The 20,761-nt window shown below is 51.3% G+C and carries 22 protein-coding genes and 1 pseudogene; 8 read left to right on the top strand and 15 right to left on the bottom strand.

Translation table 11 applies throughout. The features are described 5' to 3' along the window. Positions 1–9: 9 nt before the first annotated feature. Positions 10–1,458, bottom strand: coding sequence for a sugar porter family MFS transporter (locus IAI47_RS19795; RefSeq protein WP_008924618.1), 1,449 nt, complete (start codon positions 1,456–1,458; stop codon positions 10–12). A 186-nt stretch (positions 1,459–1,644) separates the two neighbouring features. Between IAI47_RS19795 and IAI47_RS19790 the strand changes: the two genes are divergently transcribed. Continuing rightward, positions 1,645–3,606: a sigma-54-dependent Fis family transcriptional regulator gene (locus tag IAI47_RS19790; RefSeq protein ID WP_008924617.1), complete on the top strand. Its 1,962-nt coding sequence runs from the start codon at positions 1,645–1,647 to the stop codon at positions 3,604–3,606. Here IAI47_RS19790 and IAI47_RS19785 read toward each other — a convergent pair. After that, positions 3,587–3,973 (bottom strand): YkvA family protein, encoded by a 387-nt coding sequence (locus tag IAI47_RS19785; RefSeq protein ID WP_008924616.1) that lies wholly within the window; start codon positions 3,971–3,973, stop codon positions 3,587–3,589. The genes IAI47_RS19790 and IAI47_RS19785 overlap by 20 nt on opposite strands. Positions 3,974–4,087: 114 nt before the next feature. Beyond that, positions 4,088–4,705 (bottom strand): TetR/AcrR family transcriptional regulator, encoded by a 618-nt coding sequence (locus IAI47_RS19780; RefSeq protein ID WP_008924615.1) that lies wholly within the window; start codon positions 4,703–4,705, stop codon positions 4,088–4,090. A 177-nt stretch (positions 4,706–4,882) separates the two neighbouring features. Between IAI47_RS19780 and IAI47_RS19775 the strand changes: the two genes are divergently transcribed. Beyond that, positions 4,883–6,091, top strand: coding sequence for an MFS transporter (locus IAI47_RS19775; protein ID WP_008924614.1), 1,209 nt, complete (start codon positions 4,883–4,885; stop codon positions 6,089–6,091). A 110-nt stretch (positions 6,092–6,201) separates the two neighbouring features. On the opposite strand, the gene IAI47_RS19770 is transcribed toward IAI47_RS19775, so the two are convergent. Next, positions 6,202–7,179 (bottom strand): MBL fold metallo-hydrolase, encoded by a 978-nt coding sequence (locus IAI47_RS19770; protein WP_008924613.1) that lies wholly within the window; start codon positions 7,177–7,179, stop codon positions 6,202–6,204. Positions 7,180–7,260: 81 nt separating this feature from the next. Between IAI47_RS19770 and IAI47_RS19765 the strand changes: the two genes are divergently transcribed. Together IAI47_RS19765 and IAI47_RS19760 are read left to right on the top strand one after the other, a co-directional pair. Then, positions 7,261–8,187: a LysR family transcriptional regulator gene (locus IAI47_RS19765; protein ID WP_033742905.1), complete on the top strand. Its 927-nt coding sequence runs from the start codon at positions 7,261–7,263 to the stop codon at positions 8,185–8,187. Between the two features lie 107 nt (positions 8,188–8,294). Beyond that, entirely contained in the window at positions 8,295–8,714 is a 420-nt protein-coding gene (locus IAI47_RS19760; protein ID WP_008924611.1) for a GNAT family N-acetyltransferase, read from the top strand. A gap of 171 nt (positions 8,715–8,885) precedes the next feature. On the opposite strand, the gene IAI47_RS19755 is transcribed toward IAI47_RS19760, so the two are convergent. From IAI47_RS19755 to IAI47_RS19725, 7 genes and pseudogenes are all read right to left on the bottom strand, one after another. Next, positions 8,886–10,310 carry a trehalose-6-phosphate synthase gene (locus tag IAI47_RS19755; protein WP_008924610.1) on the bottom strand — a complete coding sequence of 475 codons (1,425 nt, stop codon included), beginning with the start codon at positions 10,308–10,310 and terminating at the stop codon, positions 8,886–8,888. 115 nt (positions 10,311–10,425) lie between these two features. Further along, positions 10,426–10,974 (bottom strand): GNAT family N-acetyltransferase, encoded by a 549-nt coding sequence (locus tag IAI47_RS19750; protein ID WP_008924609.1) that lies wholly within the window; start codon positions 10,972–10,974, stop codon positions 10,426–10,428. A gap of 294 nt (positions 10,975–11,268) precedes the next feature. After that, positions 11,269–11,709, bottom strand: coding sequence for a GNAT family N-acetyltransferase (locus IAI47_RS19745; protein WP_039661830.1), 441 nt, complete (start codon positions 11,707–11,709; stop codon positions 11,269–11,271). A 112-nt stretch (positions 11,710–11,821) separates the two neighbouring features. Continuing rightward, positions 11,822–12,499 carry an anti-sigma factor domain-containing protein gene (locus IAI47_RS19740; protein ID WP_008924607.1) on the bottom strand — a complete coding sequence of 226 codons (678 nt, stop codon included), beginning with the start codon at positions 12,497–12,499 and terminating at the stop codon, positions 11,822–11,824. Beyond that, positions 12,496–13,044: a sigma-70 family RNA polymerase sigma factor gene (locus IAI47_RS19735; RefSeq protein WP_008924606.1), complete on the bottom strand. Its 549-nt coding sequence runs from the start codon at positions 13,042–13,044 to the stop codon at positions 12,496–12,498. The genes IAI47_RS19740 and IAI47_RS19735 overlap by 4 nt, the downstream gene beginning before the upstream one ends. A gap of 61 nt (positions 13,045–13,105) precedes the next feature. Next, positions 13,106–13,666, bottom strand: a complete 561-nt coding sequence (locus tag IAI47_RS19730; RefSeq protein ID WP_003854991.1) for a fasciclin domain-containing protein — start codon at positions 13,664–13,666, stop codon at positions 13,106–13,108. 193 nt (positions 13,667–13,859) lie between these two features. Further along, positions 13,860–14,219 (bottom strand): annotated as a pseudogene (locus tag IAI47_RS19725) (methyl-accepting chemotaxis protein); the annotation flags it as partial. A 53-nt stretch (positions 14,220–14,272) separates the two neighbouring features. Here IAI47_RS19725 and IAI47_RS19720 point away from each other — a divergent pair. Continuing rightward, entirely contained in the window at positions 14,273–14,620 is a 348-nt protein-coding gene (locus IAI47_RS19720; RefSeq protein WP_033742849.1) for a hypothetical protein, read from the top strand. 92 nt (positions 14,621–14,712) lie between these two features. On the opposite strand, the gene IAI47_RS19715 is transcribed toward IAI47_RS19720, so the two are convergent. From IAI47_RS19715 to IAI47_RS19705, 3 genes are all read right to left on the bottom strand, one after another. Then, entirely contained in the window at positions 14,713–15,240 is a 528-nt protein-coding gene (locus IAI47_RS19715) for a rhodanese family protein (RefSeq protein ID WP_008924603.1), read from the bottom strand. Then, positions 15,237–15,554, bottom strand: coding sequence for a helix-turn-helix transcriptional regulator (locus IAI47_RS19710; RefSeq protein WP_003854984.1), 318 nt, complete (start codon positions 15,552–15,554; stop codon positions 15,237–15,239). Before IAI47_RS19710 ends, IAI47_RS19715 begins: the two co-directional genes overlap by 4 nt. 185 nt (positions 15,555–15,739) lie before the next feature. Then, on the bottom strand, positions 15,740–16,711 hold the full coding sequence (locus tag IAI47_RS19705) for a D-2-hydroxyacid dehydrogenase family protein (protein WP_008924602.1): 972 nt from the start codon (positions 16,709–16,711) through the stop codon (positions 15,740–15,742). A 609-nt stretch (positions 16,712–17,320) separates the two neighbouring features. Here IAI47_RS19705 and IAI47_RS19700 point away from each other — a divergent pair. Beyond that, positions 17,321–18,493, top strand: coding sequence for an EAL domain-containing protein (locus tag IAI47_RS19700; protein WP_008924601.1), 1,173 nt, complete (start codon positions 17,321–17,323; stop codon positions 18,491–18,493). A gap of 39 nt (positions 18,494–18,532) precedes the next feature. On the opposite strand, the gene IAI47_RS19695 is transcribed toward IAI47_RS19700, so the two are convergent. Beyond that, positions 18,533–19,075: a GNAT family N-acetyltransferase gene (locus IAI47_RS19695; RefSeq protein WP_033742902.1), complete on the bottom strand. Its 543-nt coding sequence runs from the start codon at positions 19,073–19,075 to the stop codon at positions 18,533–18,535. 576 nt (positions 19,076–19,651) lie between these two features. Here IAI47_RS19695 and IAI47_RS19690 point away from each other — a divergent pair. Next, positions 19,652–19,900 (top strand): hypothetical protein, encoded by a 249-nt coding sequence (locus IAI47_RS19690; RefSeq protein ID WP_003854978.1) that lies wholly within the window; start codon positions 19,652–19,654, stop codon positions 19,898–19,900. Positions 19,901–20,262: 362 nt separating this feature from the next. After that, complete coding sequence (locus IAI47_RS19685; RefSeq protein WP_223296429.1) at positions 20,263–20,754, top strand: hypothetical protein; 492 nt, start codon at positions 20,263–20,265, stop codon at positions 20,752–20,754. Positions 20,755–20,761: the final 7 nt, after the last annotated feature.

Genomic DNA, 20,761 nt, shown 5'->3' with positions numbered 1-20,761 from the left:
AACTCCTTATTATTTTGCTTTTGCCCAGGCGGGCGATGAAGGGTGTTGTTCAGATCGCTTCACCTCAGCAGCGAAACGACGGGATTTGGAGAGCATCAGCGGTTCAATGTGCTCCAGCGACACGCCCCGGGTTTCCGGTAAAAAACGACGGACAAACCAGAACGCGATGAGCGATCCCACCGCGCATAACATCAGTGGGAAGGCACCATGAAAGTGTTCCATCAGCACCTGGCTGCGGTTCATCATCGGGAAGCTTTGGGTAACGATAAAATTAGCGACGTACATCGAGGCGAACGCAAAGCCCATCGCCACGGCGCGAATCCGATTAGGAAAGATTTCTGAGATCAGCAGCCAGGCACCCAGGCTCCATGAGAGGCCAAATATCAGCACGAAGGCCAGCAGTCCAATCACCGGCAGCAGGCCACCTGCATCGGCGATAAATGCCAGGGCGGTGAAGATCATAGAGAGCGCGCATCCCAGTGCCCCCCAGCGCAGCAGCACTGTCCGGCCCAGACGATCAATGGTACTCAGACAAACGGCCACGCCAGCCAGCAGCGCAAGACCAATGAAAATGCTGTGAAACAGGGAAGACTGGGTACTGCCGGTGATGTTTTGTAAGAGTGACGGCGCGTAATAGAGCAGGATGTTGATACCGGAGATCTGCTGCAAAATAGCAATGGCACAACCCACCAGCAGGATATAGCGTGCCCGCGCATCCCGCAGGATGCCGCGCTGACGGGTCTGAATGTTGTCATCCCGATTTGACGTCAGGATTTCCTGTAACAGTCGCTCGGCGTGTCGGGCATTTGAAAGACGCGTCAGCACCTCAAGGGCGCGCTCTTTTTTGCCGTTCAGCGCCAGCCAGCGCGGTGATTCTGGCATAAACGGCACCAGCAGCAGGAATAGCACGCAAGGCACCACGCCCGAGGCGAGCATCCAGCGCCAGCCTTCACTGACAATCCACTGATGCGGCATGCCGCGTGCAATCAGGTAATTCACGATATAGACGGTAACCTGTCCGCCCACCATCAGCATCTGCTGCAGGCCGAGCATCCGTCCGCGCCAGTCTTTGGGTGAAACTTCAGCGATGTAAAGCGGCGTAATCGCAGAGGCCATCCCGACCGCCAGCCCGCCAGTCAGTCGCCAGATAACGAAATCGGTCAGCGATCCCGCCAGCGCAGCGCCCACTGCGGAGAGCAAAAAGAGTAGAGCGGTAACGATTAGGGTCGTTTTGCGACCGATACGATCAGAAATGAAGCCAACACTCCATGCGCCGCCGATGCAGCCGAGAATGACGTTGGACACCGCCCAGCCACTTTCCCATGGCGTTAAATTCAGATGTTCTGTCAGCGGGTCGATAACGCCAGAGATTACAGAAGCGTCATAACCGAGAATCACGCCACTTAGTGAAGCAATGGCACAGATAAACAGAATCAGCCGTAAATTGTGTTTGCGCATAACAACTTATTTCCCTTCGCATGATTGATTCAGGTGATTGCATCAACCTTTGCAAAGGTGGTGCCAACCAAAATCCGGGAAATTTTGTGAGCGCTGACACAACGTCACACCTCAAACTGGCAACAAAGTTTACATGTCAACTTAACATGTCCATAAAATGGACATTTAATCCCACTGGAGTGGCGTGTGAATCAGCAATTGTTATTACGAGATGAGAGCGAGGCGATCTTCAGCCTGCCCGACAGGGAGGCCGCCGACAGTTGGGACGCGCTGTTATGGCGAAGCTGGGAGAGCTTTACCCAGGGCGAACCGCCGCCAGCGCTTCGTGAAACTATTCTGCACTCCTGGCAACGCTCGCAGCAGTACGCTATCGATCCAGATCGATTTACCTATACCGCGCCCCCAGCCAGCGAACTGACTGCGATTCTTGAAAACAATGCAGAACTCATTCTTGTTGCACGCAGCATTATGGAAAATTTGCTCGCCTATAATCCGGACGGGCACATTAACCTCACCGATGCGCAGGGTGTAACGCTCCATTTTTGCGGTGCCGACCTGACACCGATCGGCAGTATTCTGCGTGAAGAGGTATTGGGTACTAACTGTACCGCGCGCTGCCTGATTGAACAGCGACTGGTCTATGTGTTGAGCGGTGAAAACTGGAAGTTTGATTTGCGAAAACGCCGCCGGCAGTGCGCTGCGGCCCCCGTACGTAATGAAAACGGACAATTGATAGGTGTGCTCACACTGACCGCCACGCCTGATAATTTCAACGTCCACACACTTGGCACGGTCCAGGCGGCGGCAGAAGCAGTCGGACAGCAACTGATGCTACGACGCCTGCTGGCTGAACAGCAGTCCATTCTTGAGACGCTGAATGAAGGTGTGATTGTCTGTGATAAACAGGGACGCATTAAAACCCTTAACCGCTATGCGCGCCAGATTTTCAGCGGGCTGAATCCAGGCAATATCCCGATTGATGAACTGCTACAGCCACAAGGCGGATCGCTGCTGACCATGCCTTTTTGTAATGACATCGAGTTGCAGTTCAGGCCAGCCGGCCTGGCCCCCCTCTCCTGCCTGATATCATTGATGCCCGCGCCGGATGGCGGACGCGTGCTGTCGCTGCGTGAAAATCAGCGTATCCGTGCCATTACACGACGTGTCATGGGCGTGAATGCCAGTTACACCTTTGACATGATTCGCGGCCGCTCGTCGCGTCTGCAGCAGGCAATTCATAAGGCCCGGGTCAGCAGCCGAACCGACAGCACAGTGCTGCTCAGCGGTGAAAGTGGCACCGGCAAAGAGTTGTTTGCGCAGGCCATTCATAATGCCAGCCCACGTCAGCAGGAAGCGTTTATCGCTCTTAACTGCGGCGCACTGCCACGCGATCTGGTGCAAAGCGAGCTGTTTGGCTATGCGGATGGCGCCTTCACCGGTTCACGGCGTGGTGGTTCGGCGGGCAAGTTTGAACTGGCTGACGGCGGAACCCTTTTCCTGGATGAGATTGGTGAGATGCCGCTCGAAGCGCAAACCAGCTTGCTACGCGTGCTGCAGGAGAGTGAAGTGCTGCGTATCGGCGCGGCTCAGCCCGTGAAAGTGAATGTCCGCATTATCGTGGCAACGCACTGCAACCTGCTGGATGCCGTGGAGAAAAATGCCTTTCGGCGCGATCTCTATTATCGTCTGAATGTAATTTCATTAGAAATTCCTCCGCTGCGTGACCGTCGTGAAGACATACCGGAGTTGGTGAATATTTTCATTCAGGCGCTCTGCACACGTCTGAAGCGTATTCCGCCTGTGGTCGCGCCGGACGCAATGACCTGTCTGCAAGCCTGGGATTGGCCGGGAAACGTACGTGAACTGGAAAATGTGATTGAGCGTGTCGTCAACCTGAGTGAAGGGTTAGAAATAACCCGCGCCGATTTGCCCGAATCCCTGCAGCAAGTCTCAGCCAGTGATGCGCCCGGAGAGATTCAACCCTCACTGCAAAATCTGGAGCGGATGCATATTTTACAGGTTGTCAGTGAACAACAGGGGAATCTGCGTCAGTCGGCGCAACTGCTGGGGATCTCACGAACGGCGTTATATAACAAGCTCAATGCATGGAAAATCGACTACCGTGCTTTCAGGAAAAATGATGCCTGAACGCTGCGACGATTTGGCTGAACAGCACAGTGGCACCAACAATCCATATCGCGATAACGATCCCTGCCGTTACGCGACTGACAGGACGTTTACTGGCTTGCGCTGCAGTTTCACGATGTTCGCGCATCACCTCGGGGGGAATAAGACGCACCACCAGCATGATCCCCAGCGGTACAATGATCAGGTCGTCGAGATAGCCGATAACGGGAATGAAGTCGGGGATCAGATCGATGGGTGAAACCGCATAGGCCGCGACAATCATCGCCATCACTTTAGCCACTAACGGTGTACGGGGATCGCGGGCGGCGAGCCATACCGCATGCACATCCCGTTTGATGTTTCGTGCCCACGTTTTGATGTCAGTCATAAGCTTACTTTTCACGAAACGTCTTTTCCTTATTGAGGACAACGGTTATTCCGCTTTCGTACAACGCTCCTCACAAAGACTCACCCGCCGTGTTGAGTCCGGGCGCCATTTCAGTCAATCAACACTACGACAATAGGCATCCCAGGTCTTCATGGCAGTTGATACCGCCGCATCAAGTTCTTTACCGGTTGCGCCATCGCGGGCTTCGGTCGACAGGCCGATTTCAAAACTGTGAAAAAACCTGGCCAGTGCCTGCACATCTGTACCGGAAACCAGAAGCCCCGCCTCTTTCGCTCTGGTGACACATCGCAAAAATCCCGCTCTGGTCCTATCACGTTGCGCTGCCAGAAGCTCACGAATGTGCGCGTTTGCAGGTGAACAGGTATTAACGGATAGCGCGATCAGGCAACCGCTGGGATGTCCCTGATCTGTCTGCATCTTTGCGGAGCGACGCAAGGCGAGTTCGATAGCCTGTCGGGGTTCAAGCGAATCGTCCCATAGACAATCGTTCACCTGACCATAAGTCGTCATATAGCATTCGACAACCTCTTCGAACAGCGCCTCTTTAGAACCAAATGCGGCGTAAAAACTGGGGGCAGTGATACCGTTACCGAGATTCGACTTGAGCATGGCAAGCGAAGTGGACTCGTAACCGTGTTGCCAGAAAAGTGTCATCGCCTGACGAATTGCTTCGTCACGGTCAAATGTTCGTGGACGTCCCATCTGAGCCATATCCGTTCCTTTTTGACTTGCCAGACATAAATACTAATCGATACATATATTCTTGACAAGTTGCGCGGGGGCTTATAGTTTCGAATATATATACCGATCGATATTTATATCAGCCAGCCTGTTATCACGCGGGTTTTCGCAATATTTAAGCGTTACAAACTTAAAAAAGGACTCAACGTGCACGTCAATACCGCATTCAGTGAAACCACAACACAACGAGGCCTGCCTCTGGCTTCCCTGCTGGCATTTGCCATGACTGGCTTTATCGCCATTCTGACCGAGACCCTTCCGGCGGGTCTGCTTCCGGAGATCGGAAAAGGTCTGGGTGTTTCTCAGGTAATGGCAGGCCAGCTGGTCAGTATCTATGCGCTGGGATCGCTGCTGGCGGCGATTCCTTTAACGGTTCTGACCAGTGGATGGCGACGTAAAAAAGTGCTGCTGCTTGCCGTCGGGACTTTCCTGATTTTCAACACCGTTACCACCCTTTCATCCAGCTACTGGCTGACGATGGGGGCTCGCTTCATGTCCGGTGTGGCTGCCGGACTTGCATGGGGAATCCTGGCGGGCTATGCGCGCCGCCTCGTTCCTGCTGAATTACAGGGCCGCGCGCTGGCTATTGCGATGGTTGGAATACCGGTTGCCCTGTCGCTGGGAACCCCGGCAGGCGCATGGCTGGGCAGTATGATGGGATGGAGAATCCCCTTTGGGATCATGGCAGCACTGGCCATTATTCTCTTTATCTGGACATGGGTGGCGATTCCTGACCTGCCGGGCCAGCAGGCTGACCGTCGACTGCCGGTATGGCAGGTTTTCCGTATGCCCGGCGTCAGGCCCGTTCTGGCGGTTATCTTTCTGTGGATGACGGCTCACAACATTCTTTATACGTTCATCGGACCATTCCTGCAGTTGTCGGGACTGACCGGAAACGTCGGACTTATCCTGCTGATTTTTGGCATCGCGGCATTGGTCGGCATCTGGATCACCGGAATGTTGGTAGATCGTCATTTGCGACATCTGGTTCTGCTCAGCCTTGCAGCACTGGCGGCGGTTTCTGTGGTGCTGGTCGCAGGCATGCGGGAACAGATTGTGGTCTATGTGGCTGTCATCGTATGGGGTTGGTCGTTTGGTGGTGCATCAACCCAGATGCAAACGGCCGCCGCTGATTCGGCTGGCAATCATGTCGACGTTGTTCAGGCGATGGTGACAACCGCATGGAATCTGGCTATCGCCAGCGGCGGCGTTACTGGAGGACTGCTTCTCAATAATGCCGGTGCGGTATCTTTCCCCTGGGCGCTACTCACCTTTATGGCGGTTGCGTTGATCATCGCCTGGCGGGCGAAAAAGCATGCTTTCAGGCCGGGTGCCAGAGGAGGCCCAGTGAAATAGTGATGTTGAAAGGCGTCCGCAATGGACGCCCGATAAATATCCAATCTGCTTTGCTTTGAGCTTGTGACCGGTAAATCTGTCTGAACGCGTTTTGCCAAACCCATTATGTGTTAATTGTTGGCCTCGTCAGAAACTGACTGCCCGAGCTGGGTGGTGTAATTAGCGGGCACCCAGCGATAAGCATTACCCTCGTGCTGAACATGACCCAGACCCGGGAAAGCGATATGCGCCGCAGCCACCCAGTAGCCCTGATCGGCAGCCTGTTTCAGTACCCTTTCACGTGTATTAATAGCCTGTTTCTGATCGACATCAAAATGGATGGCCACTTCGGGGTCTGGCATTTGCACCGCTTTGGCATGGATGATGTCTCCCCATAACATCAGCGTCTGCCCCTGGCTTTCCACGCGATAAAGTACGCTGCCCGGCGTATGGCCAGCGGTCGACTCAGCACGGATTCCTCCCGGTAATGTAGCGGGTGCCATAAATGTTTTAAGCAGGCCAGCATTCATGACCGGGCGAAGCGTTCGTTCAGAATCCGCAAAGGTGTGAGCCTGACTGGCTTCCACTTTGCTTGCGTTGGCCGGATTAAGCCAGAAATCGACATCCCGTTTATCCACATACACTTCAGCTTCAGGAAAAGCCGGCTTGCCTGCACGCGAGACACCGCCTGAATGATCGGCATGAACATGAGTCAGAAGCACAGCATCGATCGATTCAGCCGGATAGCCAGCAGCGGCCAGGTTGGTCAGCAGATGTCCGCCATCGTGGCCAAAAAGCTCACCGGCGCCAGTATCGACTAAGATGCGCTTTTTGCCATCATCGATAACAAAGGCGTTAATCGACGTTTCAGCCTGCGGCGTCATCGCCTCTCTGGCCATTCCCTTGCTGAGTTTATCCGGTGAAATGTTTGTCAGTAATGTATTAAGGGGAATGGTCACCGTGCCGTCGGAAACGGCGGTAATGCGCAATTTACCTAACATCATCCGGTAATAACCCGGAGCCTGTTGATCCCGTGCAGACGGCTGTTCGGCTGCATAGGCCGGACTGAATGCCATAAGTGACGCCACCAGCATCAGTAAAATTTTCATCAATTATTCTCCAGAATGTTTCATCACAACGTGGTGGGCAGTATCCTCAGACAATCCATATCACTCAAATTGATTAAACTGATGCTCACTATCAGAGAAAATGATTTTCATCGTATCGACCTGAATTTACTGACGGTGCTATTAGTTCTGAAGCGGGAAGGCAGCGTCTCTCGTGCAGCAGAAAAGCTGCATCTGGGTCAGCCTGCGGTCAGTAATGCACTGGCCCGGTTGCGGGTGATGTTCAGCGATCCGCTCTTTGTGCGGACAGCGAGAGGAATGGAGCCTACCCCGCGAGCCGAGGCGCTGATCGCTGAGCTGGGACCTCTGATGGCGCAGATGCAGAATGTCCTTTTTCAGCCAGCATCCTTCACGCCTTCTGAGGCGACGCATGTTTTTCGGCTGGGGATGAGCGACTGGGTTGAGCGCTCAATCATGCCGGCACTGTATGCGCGCATCACGCGCACCGCGCCGGGCGTGACGCTTCAGGTCACGGCCAGCGATCCCTTCAGGGATGTGGAACTGGTCGCACGTGGCGAGATCGATCTTGCCATATCGGTGGGCGATAACACGCCCGCCACGCTGCAGCGCGAGAAGATCGTTTCACATAGCTTTTGTACGTTGTGGCATCCGGAGCAGCTTTCGTTATCTGCGCCGCTGACGCTGGAGGATTACGTGGCGCATGATCATCTGCTGGTTTCCTATCGTGGATCAACCTGGAGCGCCATTGATGACCAGCTTACGACCCTTGGAAAGGCACGTTCGATTCGCTACGTGACGCCGCATTTTTCCTCTCTGCCGCCGCTACTGGTGCGCACGCCCGCGTTAGCTACCGTCCCCGCCGGTCTGGCGGATGACTGGATAACCCATTACGGTTTATGCTCCAGCCCTGTACCGGTGGCGACTCCCGAAATCGCTCTTTCGCTGCTCTGGCATAAACGCTGTGATAACGATATGCCGCTGAGCTGGCTCAGGGAGGAACTGCGTAGTGTGATGACAGAGCGAATCTGAGTAGCTGCTCTTATGGGATGCTAAAACCTGCTTTGCAGTTCAACCGCCCTGAACAACGTCGAAAACCAGACTTTGCAGAAAATGGATGCTGAGAAGAGGATAAAAATTTGTCTGACTACCAGCTTGCTGGAACTGTTCGGTCTGTAGAGAATTTTTGCCGCTTACGTATTATCTCGGGACTGACGCCACGTCCCGCCGAAGCTGCCCGCCAGGGACTTCCTGACAGCTGTTATGGTATTCATATCCTTTATAGGGAAATCGTCATCGGAATAGGACGTATCGTAGGCGACGGCGCGCTGAATATGGATATTGTCGATGTCGCTGTAGATCCCGCGCATCATGGAAAAGGTCTGGGCCGCATGATAATGGAAACGCTGACAAAGTGGCTCGATCAAAATGCCTGTGATAGCGCTTATGTCACATTGATGGCAGATGTTCCGGCGCTGTACGAAAAATTTGGTTTTACGCGCGTCAGCCCTGTAAGTGAAGGTATGGCAAGGATCTGGAAAAATACCAAAAAGTCATGAAATAGTGATGCTCCCGTTTAATGCAGACCGTAACATCACATCATTAAGCACTGATCCAAATAAAACATTGATGAGCAGGTAGATAAAACGTTATCTGCTCTGCTCTCTATCAGCGTGAACCCGTTAACTTCCACACCTTCACTTTATAAAGCACCGTTTACGTTCTGAATCTCAGTATCTCGCCCGGCTACTGCTTAATCGCGGAAAAAATGCCGGTGGCGGCAGAGCCTGAGGCGCCGCCGGCTCAGCGTTCAGCATGCTTAAGAACGCCCCGGCCCAGTGATGATTGTTGTGCATATGCAGGCCTTTCATCAGACGTGCATGCAGACTTCGCCGTTCGTGTAACGGCATCTGCAGGGCGCGATGCACCGCACTGGCCATGGCGTCAGGATCATAAGGATTGACGATGATGGCTCCCTCCATCTGCTCGGCTGCACCGGCAAACTGCGAGAGGATAAGCACACCGGGATTTTTCGGGTCCTGCAGGGCGACATACATTTTTGCCATCAGACTCATACCCGCCATTAATGGCGTTACCAGCGCAACGCGTGAGGCACGATAGATACCAGCCTGCTCTTCCCGGCTATAAGCATGGGTGAGATAGTTCACCGGATACCAGTTCATTGTGCCATGTACGCCATTCAGCTCGCCGCACAGTGCTTCCAGCGCATGACCGAGTTCAGACGCATCATGCGCGTGTCCGGCTGCCGGAGGTGCCAGCTGCAATAGCGTGATATTTTTCTGATAGCAATCATGTCTTCTTAACAGTACCTCCAGGGTACTGATGCGGTAAGGCAGCCCCGAACTCTCATCAAGATGGCCGCCGCTAAGCACGGTATTTTCTGGCAGACTTTCGCGGCACTGCATTTCCATGTAAGCACAGCTGTTGCTCTCGCGCAGACATTGCACATCATCAAGATCAATCCCGACCGGAAATACACCCACTCTTATTATCCGGCCATTAATTCGAAAACGTTGTGCCTCCAGTCGTTCCAGTCTGAATTCGCTCTCCAGCCAGACCAGGAAGTTATTCATATCCTGTACCGTCTGGAAGCCAATCAGGTCACAACAGAGTAATGAGTCAGTGAACCAGCGCCATTCGGGAATCGTTTCAAACATCCTGCCAGCCGGGAAAGGCTGATGCAGAAAAATACCCACTGAGTTGGTCAGCCCTTCTTCACGAATATAGGAAGCACAGCCAAGCAGATGATAATCCTGAATCCAGATAACATCGTCGGGTGTGGCATTTTCGCAAATGGCGCGCGCATAGGCTTTATTAATATTTTTATATTCCTGATAGCCATTGGTGGAAAATCGGGCCATGTCAGGGCGCTGGTGAAAAACAGGCCAGAGTCCTTTGTGAATATAGTTGTGGTAACCCTCATTAAGCTCGCCCGGCGTATAGGAGAAGGTCACGGTTTCATACTGGCCAGTCTGCTGCACTAAGTAGGATCTTGACGCGTCGCTGGGTATCACTTTGCTCTCACCATCCCAGCTAATCCACAGCCCTCCCTGACGGGAAAGTATGCCTTCATAAACGGCAGTAAGCGTCGAACGTTGACATTGATTATGAGAAACAAGGATAAGGCCTGACATGGTGTGTTCCTTAAGAACCCGCTGCGAGAAAGCAACATTGCCTGGCAGTGAGCCGCTATTAATCGGAGGTCGGATAATAAACTGGAGAAAACCGCTCATTTGCGTGCGCCCGGGCTTAGTGCCCGCTGGCGCTTTTGGCGCAAATCGGGTCGTATCCCCCTTCGTGCAGCGTCGTCACGTAGACACCGGGCAGCGAGGGAAAAGAGATAAATCCGTTACGCTCGAAGAAATCCGGTACAGGCTCACCCATTGCAATGATGCTCCGGCAGCCCCTGGCGCCAGGATGAGACAGACAGCAGTGCAGCAGCCATGAGCCGAGCCCGATAAAACGATATTCCGGCGAGATGAACAGGTTCCGGATTACCCAGGTCTCCGCCATATCGGTCACGACGCGGGCAAAACCGATTTGTCGGCCATTGCGGTAAAGTCCAAAACAGAGGCTATTGTTCAGCGCCAGAGTCAGAGAGCGGGTGTCCGGTATCGATTCACCCAGCCACTGAGAGATCAGGCGATAGTTCAGCAGTGCCGGATCGGTACTGGCCTCGATGGCATCTCTGAACCATTTGCGGGGCGAAACAAGGCGAAGGCGCTGTTGCTCAGCAAGTTCAGCGACAGCAGCATCGCTGCACCCCGGTATGGACCAGGGTTTGTTAATGCATTTCATCCACGGCTTCCTTGAACATAGGCGCATCAGCGCCCGGTGCCGTTAATTAAACCGATCGGCCTGTAAAAAAGGCGTAAAAAGAGGCAGATGAAACGTAAAAACGCTGCAAAACATCCGCCGCCCTGGCATCGCCGGACGGGGAAGGTGCAATAAGTCAGCGAGTTGAATACAGAGAATGTACGCAGTGATAAGTCAAGAAGAGTGGCCTGCCCGGGTCCACTCGCTCCCAAAGCGGGTTTACTAAACGCGTGGCAGGGCCATATTTACTGCAGAAATGAAGAAATCTCTTTTAAATCAGAACCGAGCCATCATTGTCTGGAATGATACGCCGTTGAAAAACTTAACCTCTCCCACTCTCTTAAATCCCAGTTTTTCATAGAAGGGAACGGCGAAGAGTGAGGACCGTACACTGATTTCTGATCGCAGCATGGGCGCTACCTGCTGCCAGAGTGCCCTTGCCACCCCTTGACGGTGAAACTTTGGATGCACAAAAAAGTATTTCACTAGATTGCCTTCGAAAAGGGTGAGTACGCCTGTTACCTCACCTCTTTCCACGGCAATCAGCCAGAGATAGTCATCTGCAACGATCAACGGTTTAAGCACATCGGGTTTTATGCTCTCGATAAACCAGTGCGGACAGGGCTCTACCTCTGAAAAGTTACACTTTATCGACACACTGTGTATCAGCTCACTGATGCCTGTCGCATCAGACTCAATGGCCGCTCTGATTTCCATTCTTTTGTCCTCCCCCTGATGTTGTGAATGTAAAGAAATGGCGGTTTGCCATTCGGATTGCCACCCACTCACCCTATCTCCTGAATTCCGGCTGAACCTGCACCATTAACTATCAGAGCAACGTCACTTTGCCCTGGAAAATCACCGGCCCGGACGGCCCGCTGAGTTTAGAACCCCCAACAGGCTCCAGACTCACCGCCAGCACTGTCTGATTGTTTAACTCGCCTGGTGCTAATCGGAAAGCGTTACTGTCGGTGTGATTGATCAGTCCCAACGATTGTGGCGCAGCACTGCCCCTGATCAGCCAGAGTTGCAGGGCTTTATTCTCTGGCAGCGTGATGTTTAGCGCCGAGACCTGAATGCGTGACGCTGACTTATCCAGACTCACTACAAACTGTGCGTTGGGCTGCGCGCCACTGAGTACCGCAATGGGCTGCAGGGAATGCGGGGTATCCGGCTTAATCACCTGGGTGTAAATGAGGAGGCCCGCCATTGCCGCCGCCAGACTCCAGCCGAGCCAGAAGCCAGGTTGCCTGCGGACTGATTTCGTGCCAGAGGCGCCAGCGTTCCGGTTAAGGTCCTGCCTGATCAGCGGCCAGACCGTAGCGGGAGGAATAACGTCGTGGGTGAGCAAATCGATGCCGCTAAAGGCTTTCTGCCAGCGCAGCACTTCTGCAGCAAAGAGTGAATCGTCATTGAGACGTTTATCAAGCCGATGGCGTGTCACATCGTCGGTAAGACCCAGCACATATTCCGCCGCAGTGAGATCATTGTGTTCCTGAGCAGTCATAGGCCTATGCACTCCCGAAGATGGATTAACGCGCGACGGATCCAGCTTTTAACCGTACCCTCAGGCTGACTCATGGAGAGCGCAATCTCACTCTGCGACAGGCCACGATAATAAGCGAGCGAAATACTTTGTCGCTGTTCTGAAGGTAAGTGCGCCATACAATGTTGAAGACGACGCGCCTCTGCAGGACTGTCATCCGCGGGAAGTAACGCCTGAAAACCCGCTTCCGCTTCACTGATTTCTTCCAGTGAACAGCATCCGTTCTCATGTTTTCGCAGGAAATCAATCGCCCGATTTCTGGCTATGTGGCTGAGCCAGATGTGCGGCTCACTGCGCGCATCATCGTAATAGTTTGCCGACTGCCAGATATGGATAAACGTGTCGTGCAGGATCTCTTCTGCCCAGTCCCGGCGCCTGACCATCCGCAGGATGATCCCATAAAGTCGGGGCGACAGGACGCGGTAAAGCTGCTCAAGAGCAGCTTTATCACCGCCGGCTATCTGGTTCATTAAGTCGGCCTGAATGTGGGGCACATTTTTTGTCATCGGCTTCCCTGTAAAAGGTGTGGCCACGCAATCAGTGGCCACACACAGTATAGGTAACGCTTTATGGCATCAGTACAGTATCGATAACGTCGATGACACCGTTACTCTGGTTCACATCATAGGTGGTGATATTAGCAATATTGCCCTGAGCATCTTTAAGCTGAATGTTATGTGGGCCGTTGGACATCACCCAGAGTGATTCGCCATTGACTGTTTTCAGCTCGGCTTTACCGCCACCGGCTTTGATTTTTTTCTCCAGCGCTTTCATGTCCATTTTTCCTGCGACCACGTGATAGGTCAGCACGCTGGTCAGTTTTTGTTTATTTTCGGGCTTCAGCAGGGAGTCGACGGTACCCTTCGGCAATTTTTCAAACGCCGCATTAGTCGGTGCAAATACGGTAAAAGGCCCCTTGCCTTCAAGCGTCGGAACCAGCCCGGCGGCTTTGACGGCGGCCACCAGCGTGGTGTGATCTTTGGAGTTAATTGCGTTCTCAACAATATTTTTTGACGGGTACATGGCCGCTCCACCGACCATCACCGTGTCGCTGTCCATACTCGCCGCGAAAGTGGCGCCGCTGAAGACTAATGCAGATAAAAGCAGAGTTGGCAGGAATGGCTTCATTTTCACTTCCCTCATTCAGTTTGCGGACAGGGCTGAAGTGCCCTTATCTGTTAATACGAATGAGGGAGGGAAACGGATGCAAAAAATTTTATTTTTTTTGAGCTGCCTGTTCAGGCCCCGCTACCGGGGCCTGAACAGATGTCACTCACTGTTTGTCATAAGTCCATTCGGACCTGAGTAGTTAGCTGTCTGCTCAGATACGGAAGGCGTTAACGGCTTCACGTAAAGAGTGCGCCTGAACTGAGAGAGACTGCGATGCAGAAGAGGATTCTTCCACCAGAGCCGCATTATTCTGCGTCACACCATCCATCTGGTTTACCGCAATGCTGACCTGAGAAATACCCTGCATCTGTTCAGCCGAGGCGAGCGAGATGTTATCCATTGCCACAGCCAGTTTTCCGACCATAGCGTTGATATCCAGAATACTCTTGCCGGTTCCGGTTGCAACGACAACACCACTTTCGACCTGCGCCACAGCCTCTTCAATCAGATGTTTAATATCCCGGGCAGCCGTCGCGCTGCGCTGCGCCAGCGTCCTGACTTCACCGGCGACCTTTTCTGTTTGATGAAATGCCGGAATATCGCGCGAGTACAGCAATTCGTTCATTGTCAGGCACCGATGCACAGTGTGTTATTAATCTGACCACGCAGGCTGGCATTCTCATCGTCAGTAAAATCTCCCAGCAGGTTAATGCTATTAACAAAGCATTTATCTATGGTGAAAAAGGCTACATTGAAATACCCGACTACTGGAAAGCCAGACGGGCGACCGTGCATTATTCCATCGGCGAAACAGAAGAGCTGCATTTTCCCTGCGATTTTGAGCTTGTTTATGAAGTTCAGCATATACATGCGTGCCTGGACAGTAACAGGCTGACCAGTCCGGTCATGCGTGCTGACATCACTATAGACACAGTCTCTATGCTGGAATCGATACATAAAGAGTGGTCTTAATGACATAAAATATCGCTGTAGTTTATACGATGAAAACAGTGCGCATCTGCCTACAATTGATGAAAGCTGAGAATTAAGATGCGTCCTGGAATCTATTTCGCCGTTCTGTTCCAGGGCATTTTTTGCAACAACGTTGCCATCCCGCAAAAACCCGTCACGCCAGAGAAAATTAAACCGGCACCTATCACTCCTGAGAGCAAAAATAATCGGCTATCGAGGGTATATCCAGATACAACACCCAACAGAACCAGTGAACCCGCCGTAATATGAACCTGTCTTATGACAGGCAACGGTTGTTTTTTATCTTCGACTGTCGGGAACGTGGCACTTTTCCACGCATTAATGCCTCCGGACATCAGGAAGACGTTTTCAGAGGTTGCCGCTTTTATAAGTGCATCAGCGTTACTGGTGGTTCTCATCCCTGCCTGACAGTGAAAAATCACAGGACGGGAGCCTGCGTTATCGACGCATTTACCCGCGGTGATGTCGGAAAGTGGCAGTGAGACCGCCTCCGGAATGTGTTCTCTGAGATAATCTGCACGTTCACGGATATCAATCAGCACGGCTCCTTGCGCAATCATCTCACTGGCTTGCAACGGCGATATCGATTCAGACTTCATTTTAAATCCTCCGGGCAATAGATATCTTTTAGTGTGGAGACAACTTTTTTAACCGCATCGTCTTTTATGAAATAGTTCACCCGCTGAGCCACCTTTGAAGACTCAATCAGACCATCTTCTTTCATTTTCGCCAGATGCTGTGAGGTGGCAGAAGGTGTCAGCCCACTTTGCTGGGCCAACTCCCCTGACGAGGTGCCGGGTTTTTCAATAAGGATGCAGAGGATTAAAAGGCGATTGCTGTTACTCATCGACTTCAGCAACGTTGTCGCCAGCGAAGCGCTTTCCTGCAACCGAACAAGCTGACTGTTTTTCATGTTTACTATTTTAGGATTCTCTAAATTAAGTAAATACTAAAATACAAGCAGGCGGGATGCAATGACTAATTTTTGCCGATGACTGTTGAAGAGGCCTGACGGTAAGCACACAGCCTGCAACTGAATCGTCCGGCATCAGAAATGCACGGTCAGAAAAAGCCTTTATCGCCAGATCACGGGTAAATTTATCGTTCTGATACCCCAGCATTAATCACATGTGATCTATCACCACTAAAGTAACGTACGACATTATCAAAGGCCGTTTTGAAGTAGAGCGCATAGCTGGCCTTCTCGACATAGCCCAGATGTGGCGTGCACAGCACATTTGGCATCTGCAGGTAAGGATGTTGCGCGTCGTACAACGGTTCATCGTCGTAAACATCCAGTGCCGCAAATCCGGGGCGCCCCTGTTTCAGGGCGTTTAACAATGCGCCTTTCGAAACGAGTTCAGCGCGGCTGGTATTCACAAATAACGCATCCGTTTTCATCAGTGCAAGATCGGCCGCCGTGATATTACCTTCCGTCGACGCGACCAACCTTTGATGTACGGTTACCACATCGCTGGTGGCGAAAAACTGCGCCCGACTCTCCGGCACTATCCATCCGTCAGTACGGGCTTCTTCCTGTGCGCGAAGACTTCCCCATACCTGCACTCTCATCCCAAAAACGGCTGCAAAGGAAGCGAGACGTTTTCCTATTTTCCCATAGCCAAGAATGCCGATGAGCTGATTATTGACTGCAGAGCCTATTTCTGTTTGCCATCGTCCTTCGGCCATTGCATTCACCGAAGAGACTAATTTTCTGCGTGATGCCATGATCAGCAGCCAGGTTAATTCTGCAGGCGCGACCGGGGAACCGGTCCCTTCTACAATTGCCACACCCGCCATTGTACAGGCCTCAACATCGACATTCCTCGCCAGCTTACCCGTCTGGCTGATTAATTTAAGACGCGGTGTGCGTCGCAGAAAGGCTGCATCAACCACTGTTCTTTCCCTGATGAGTATCAATGCCTCTGCTGCAGAGAGATGGTGATCAGCCATTGAATCTTTAGTGAGGTCTCCCAGAGCCGAGCAGAGGTATTTGTCGTTGTGCTGAAGAAAGTCACACTGCTGAGTAGCGAGCTGATAATCGTCTGGAATCACTATATGAATGGCCATCAATCATCCTCTTTGTGGAGTATTTTCGAAGAGCATTAACTTTAATCAAATAACGTTATGTCATACTAACGGCTTCCAGACTTTGTGCCATAGCGGATATTTAATTACATGATATGTGAGTTATTTCTGCAGGCAAGCAGATCCGTTTACCCTCATCGCGGGGCTTCCCGCATACCCTCTCAGGAACATTTCAGAACACTCGCTTTTCGAATCCGCGAGGGTTCAATGTTGTGTCCAGAGCTTATTGCATGTGGAGACGAGATTCCGTCAATGGAAGCGAAGTCATTACAGGATGTAAAGGAGGGATTGTGTCAACATCTTACAATCAGAAGGTAATGAAAAGTGAGGCCTAGCCGATAATGACAGGCATCTGGAACGTGAACTTACGTCGTCAGTTATAATTTGAAAATGATAACATCAGAATATCAACCCGTTAATAATGTTAAGCAGGATTGAACATACAACTCTTATTAAACATACATTGTTTGATGTGATCAGGCTGATAATTTAAAAGTTGAAATGGGATGCTCTCATTTTTGTTCAATTTTCATTGTTTAGAATGTATATAGTTTTTTAACCGGCTGAAAATTATGGATTTACAGGAATAAAATGAAACCTGTTGTGAAAAATGACGAGCCGCGTGAAGTTTTGCTACGGCGTATTAACAGCGGTGAGTTTCACCCGTTTTTTCAGCCTATCGTCTCACTGGAAGACCTGCGCGTGATGGGTTTTGAAATGCTCGCACGCCACATTTCCCCGCAAGGAACCGTTACGCCACCAGCAGACTTCATTCCTGCTATGGAACAAAACGGTCTGCTGGACGAGCTGATGCTCAGCCTGATAGCGCAAGGTTTCAAAACGGCAGCTGCATGGCCGGAACAGCAATTTCTGTCGATGAATGTGTCACCCTCTCAGCTCAATGGCAGAGACCTGCCTGAAATGATCAGTCAAACTGCTAATCGATTTCAGTTTGATCTGACAAGATTAAAGATTGAGATAACCGAAACTGCCCTGTTAGATGACATCATAACAGCCCGTGCAGAGGTTGAGGCCTTGTCTGATATGGGCTGTACGATTGCGATGGATGACTTTGGGACAGGCTATTCCAGTCTTTCCTGGTTAATTCAATTACCCGTCAATACTCTTAAAATTGATAGCAGCTTTATTCGCTCCATGCTGGAAAAAAAGGATAGCCGAAAAATTATCTCCAGCGTAGTTGGGCTAGGCCAAAGCCTTGATATGGATGTGATCGCCGAAGGGGTTGAAACGGATGAACAGGCTGAAATGTTACGTGGAATTGGATGCCTGTATGCGCAGGGCTATCTGTTCGGCAAGCCGGTGACCGCGGCAGAAAGCCACCTGATGCTCGCCAGGGCGCCCGAAAAAGGTTTTCTTCGCCGGGTTGTGCGTCTTTCTCTTGACCAGCGGGCGCATCAGATATCATCAATGTACGCAGTTCCTGGTACCTCCATCTGCTTTCTTAACCCGGAGTTGATGATTGTTGATGCAAGCGACACCTTTGCTGAAAGGCTTGGCTGGGCCCCACAGGATGTTATTCACAAATACATTTATGAGGTGATACCCTCTCAGGCGGACAAGTTGCTCTGGCTGCAGGAATTCCGAATAAAAGGGCTACCCTACCCGCCATATGAAGTCGTACTGCCCGACGGTTCATCCGATCTTGTCATGGTTACGCGTGTTGAAGATGAAGCAAAGGACCTGTTAGGCTTCTGCGTTTTCGGTGTCAAACTAACGGGTCGTCACGGCAATGAAGCAAAATAGATTGCTGTCAGGATTACGAATCAGACAGCACTCATCACCTTATTGTCCCCTCCTTCTATCAATCAAAAATGTTTGATGCCAGTCATCCCGGCTCAGCGTAAAAAGCATGCTTGCCGCCGCATCTGGCACATCATAGACATCGCGAATATGCCGAAGTCCGGCGTTAATCAAAACCTTTTGTGACGCCAGATGGTTTGCTCTCACCACTGCAGAGATTTCCGTGAGTTTTAACTCACTAAACCCATATCTGACTGCATATCGGGCAAACTCTGTCGCCAGCCCTTTTCCCCAGGATTCCGTCGAGAATCGATACCCCAGATTATTGATCGTGATATCGGCGAAGTTTCGGATGCTCAGCCCTCCGAAGCCTATGATTCTGTCAGGATCATCCCGAAGCGAAATAGCCCAATTGCCGAAACCCTGTGTTTCCCAGTGGCTTATTGAGCGAGACAAGACATCCCGTGCATGTTCAATATTCGGGTAAGGACCGGCTGGATTAAACACGTTCGTCGCAGGGTCACCATAAATCCTGAAAAGGTCGCCTGCATCTGCTTCGCTGACTGGACGAAGGGCTAACCGCATGACGTCTGGCTGCAAAAGAACCTCCTGTGTTCGGTAAAGAAACGGGCACAACTGATAATAAACACAGTAAAAGGTGCCGGTCACCCAGTCAATACGTCACCTGAACAACGTTGTGATAACGTGATAGCCGTTATTTCATCGTGCTTACGTCCCGGTAAGTCAAATTAACAGACGCCGCTACTGTTCACTATTAATCCTCTTTTTACCATCCGGACTTGTTTTAAGATCGCCGGCGATTAATGACTTAACTCAATCTAAAAAATATGACTAATCGGGCTGAAGATATCGTGATTTTTGTCGAAAACATAATGAGATAATAAAAACATAAAGGGAGGAGTAATAGAAGATATTGCTCCTGCATGTTCATCACGCTCTCTGGCAAGCCAGCCGGGCTTAACGCTCCTGCCTGTTTCCCAGAGCAATGCACTTTAAGTAGTCTGGCAGCACTGGAACAACGATGAACCGATATATTTCAGGAAGCAGAGACGTCCGGAACGTGACCTATAGCATGATGAAGAGCCCACAAAGACGTGACGTCCCGACGGCGTCTGTTTTCACTACTGCGGGAAATGAAAAATGAGCATCGTTTATATACCTGCCCTCATTCCCTTACTGATGAAAAAAGAGAATGAGAAAGGAAGCCCACTGACAGAGGATGAAGTCCGCCACGTCCGGGATAACGCCACGTTTATTGAAGTGCCGCGTGATGTTGCTTTCACGATGGCCGAATGCCGGGGCTATTTTGATATCAATCCTGAGCATTGCTGGTCACAATGGTGCTCCTATCGGCGTGAGAATCTGTTGCCTGCTGCTGGCAACGTGTAACTGCATCGCAGTTCGACATCTGCTTACCGCTTTTAGCAGTCGGTCTCTGGCCGCATAGCGTAATCGTTCAACAGAATGACGCATCCGTCCGAGGCGGACCTGGGCCACGACCGCCAGGCTTTCAGGTTGCTTTGGGTTTCACCCCCCTCGCAAAGGCTTTCCCGTGCAGCGGTCTGGCTGGTCAGTCGTAAACTGAGTGTTGAACACAAGGCGACGTTCGCGTCTGATTCATCGGATGGGCTGCAAGCTGAGAGGGTATAACGTTGTAGTCGTCCTTAAAAGATCAGGCTCATCCGACATACCCTTGTGATATTCTCTGCACTCTGGCGAAACCTGTCCTGTATATTATTCGCTGCGGAGGCATGATGACAGACTCAGATTCCATCAAATTAGCTATGCTGTTTCTTATTGCCTTCTGGATATATTACCTGAAAATTACACGCAGCTTTTCAGGACGATTTATCTATTTTGATAAAAGAAAAAAAGATGTCTCATTACGCCTGTCAGTTTTTGGCACACCAGGAGACACGTCCGATCTTAGCGACGTTATTATTTCACTTAAAAAGTGTTTACAGGATCTTGAAAATAAAAATTATCATAGCGTGACATTTGAATCACACCTCATTACTGCAGAGATGATAGAATCTATTCAGCGCTTTACACAGGAACAGGGTTATTCATTTCAGAACGTCATGTTCTGCTACACCTCAAAATGGCAACGCGTAGTCATTCCACTTAAAACGGCCCTCTGCCGTTTCAACCTGAAATTTGCTAATCCGACAACCACAACGTTCACTGTCGTACTTGATCGAAGCCCAGCTTCCGGCTTTGATAATATTTATATCGGTAAGTGACATTATT

The organism is Pantoea sp. MT58, assembly GCF_014495885.1.
GTDB lineage: Bacteria > Pseudomonadota > Gammaproteobacteria > Enterobacterales > Enterobacteriaceae > Pantoea > Pantoea eucalypti.
Note: the sequence above shows the minus strand (reverse complement) of the source record. Positions and strands in the feature narration are given on the sequence as shown.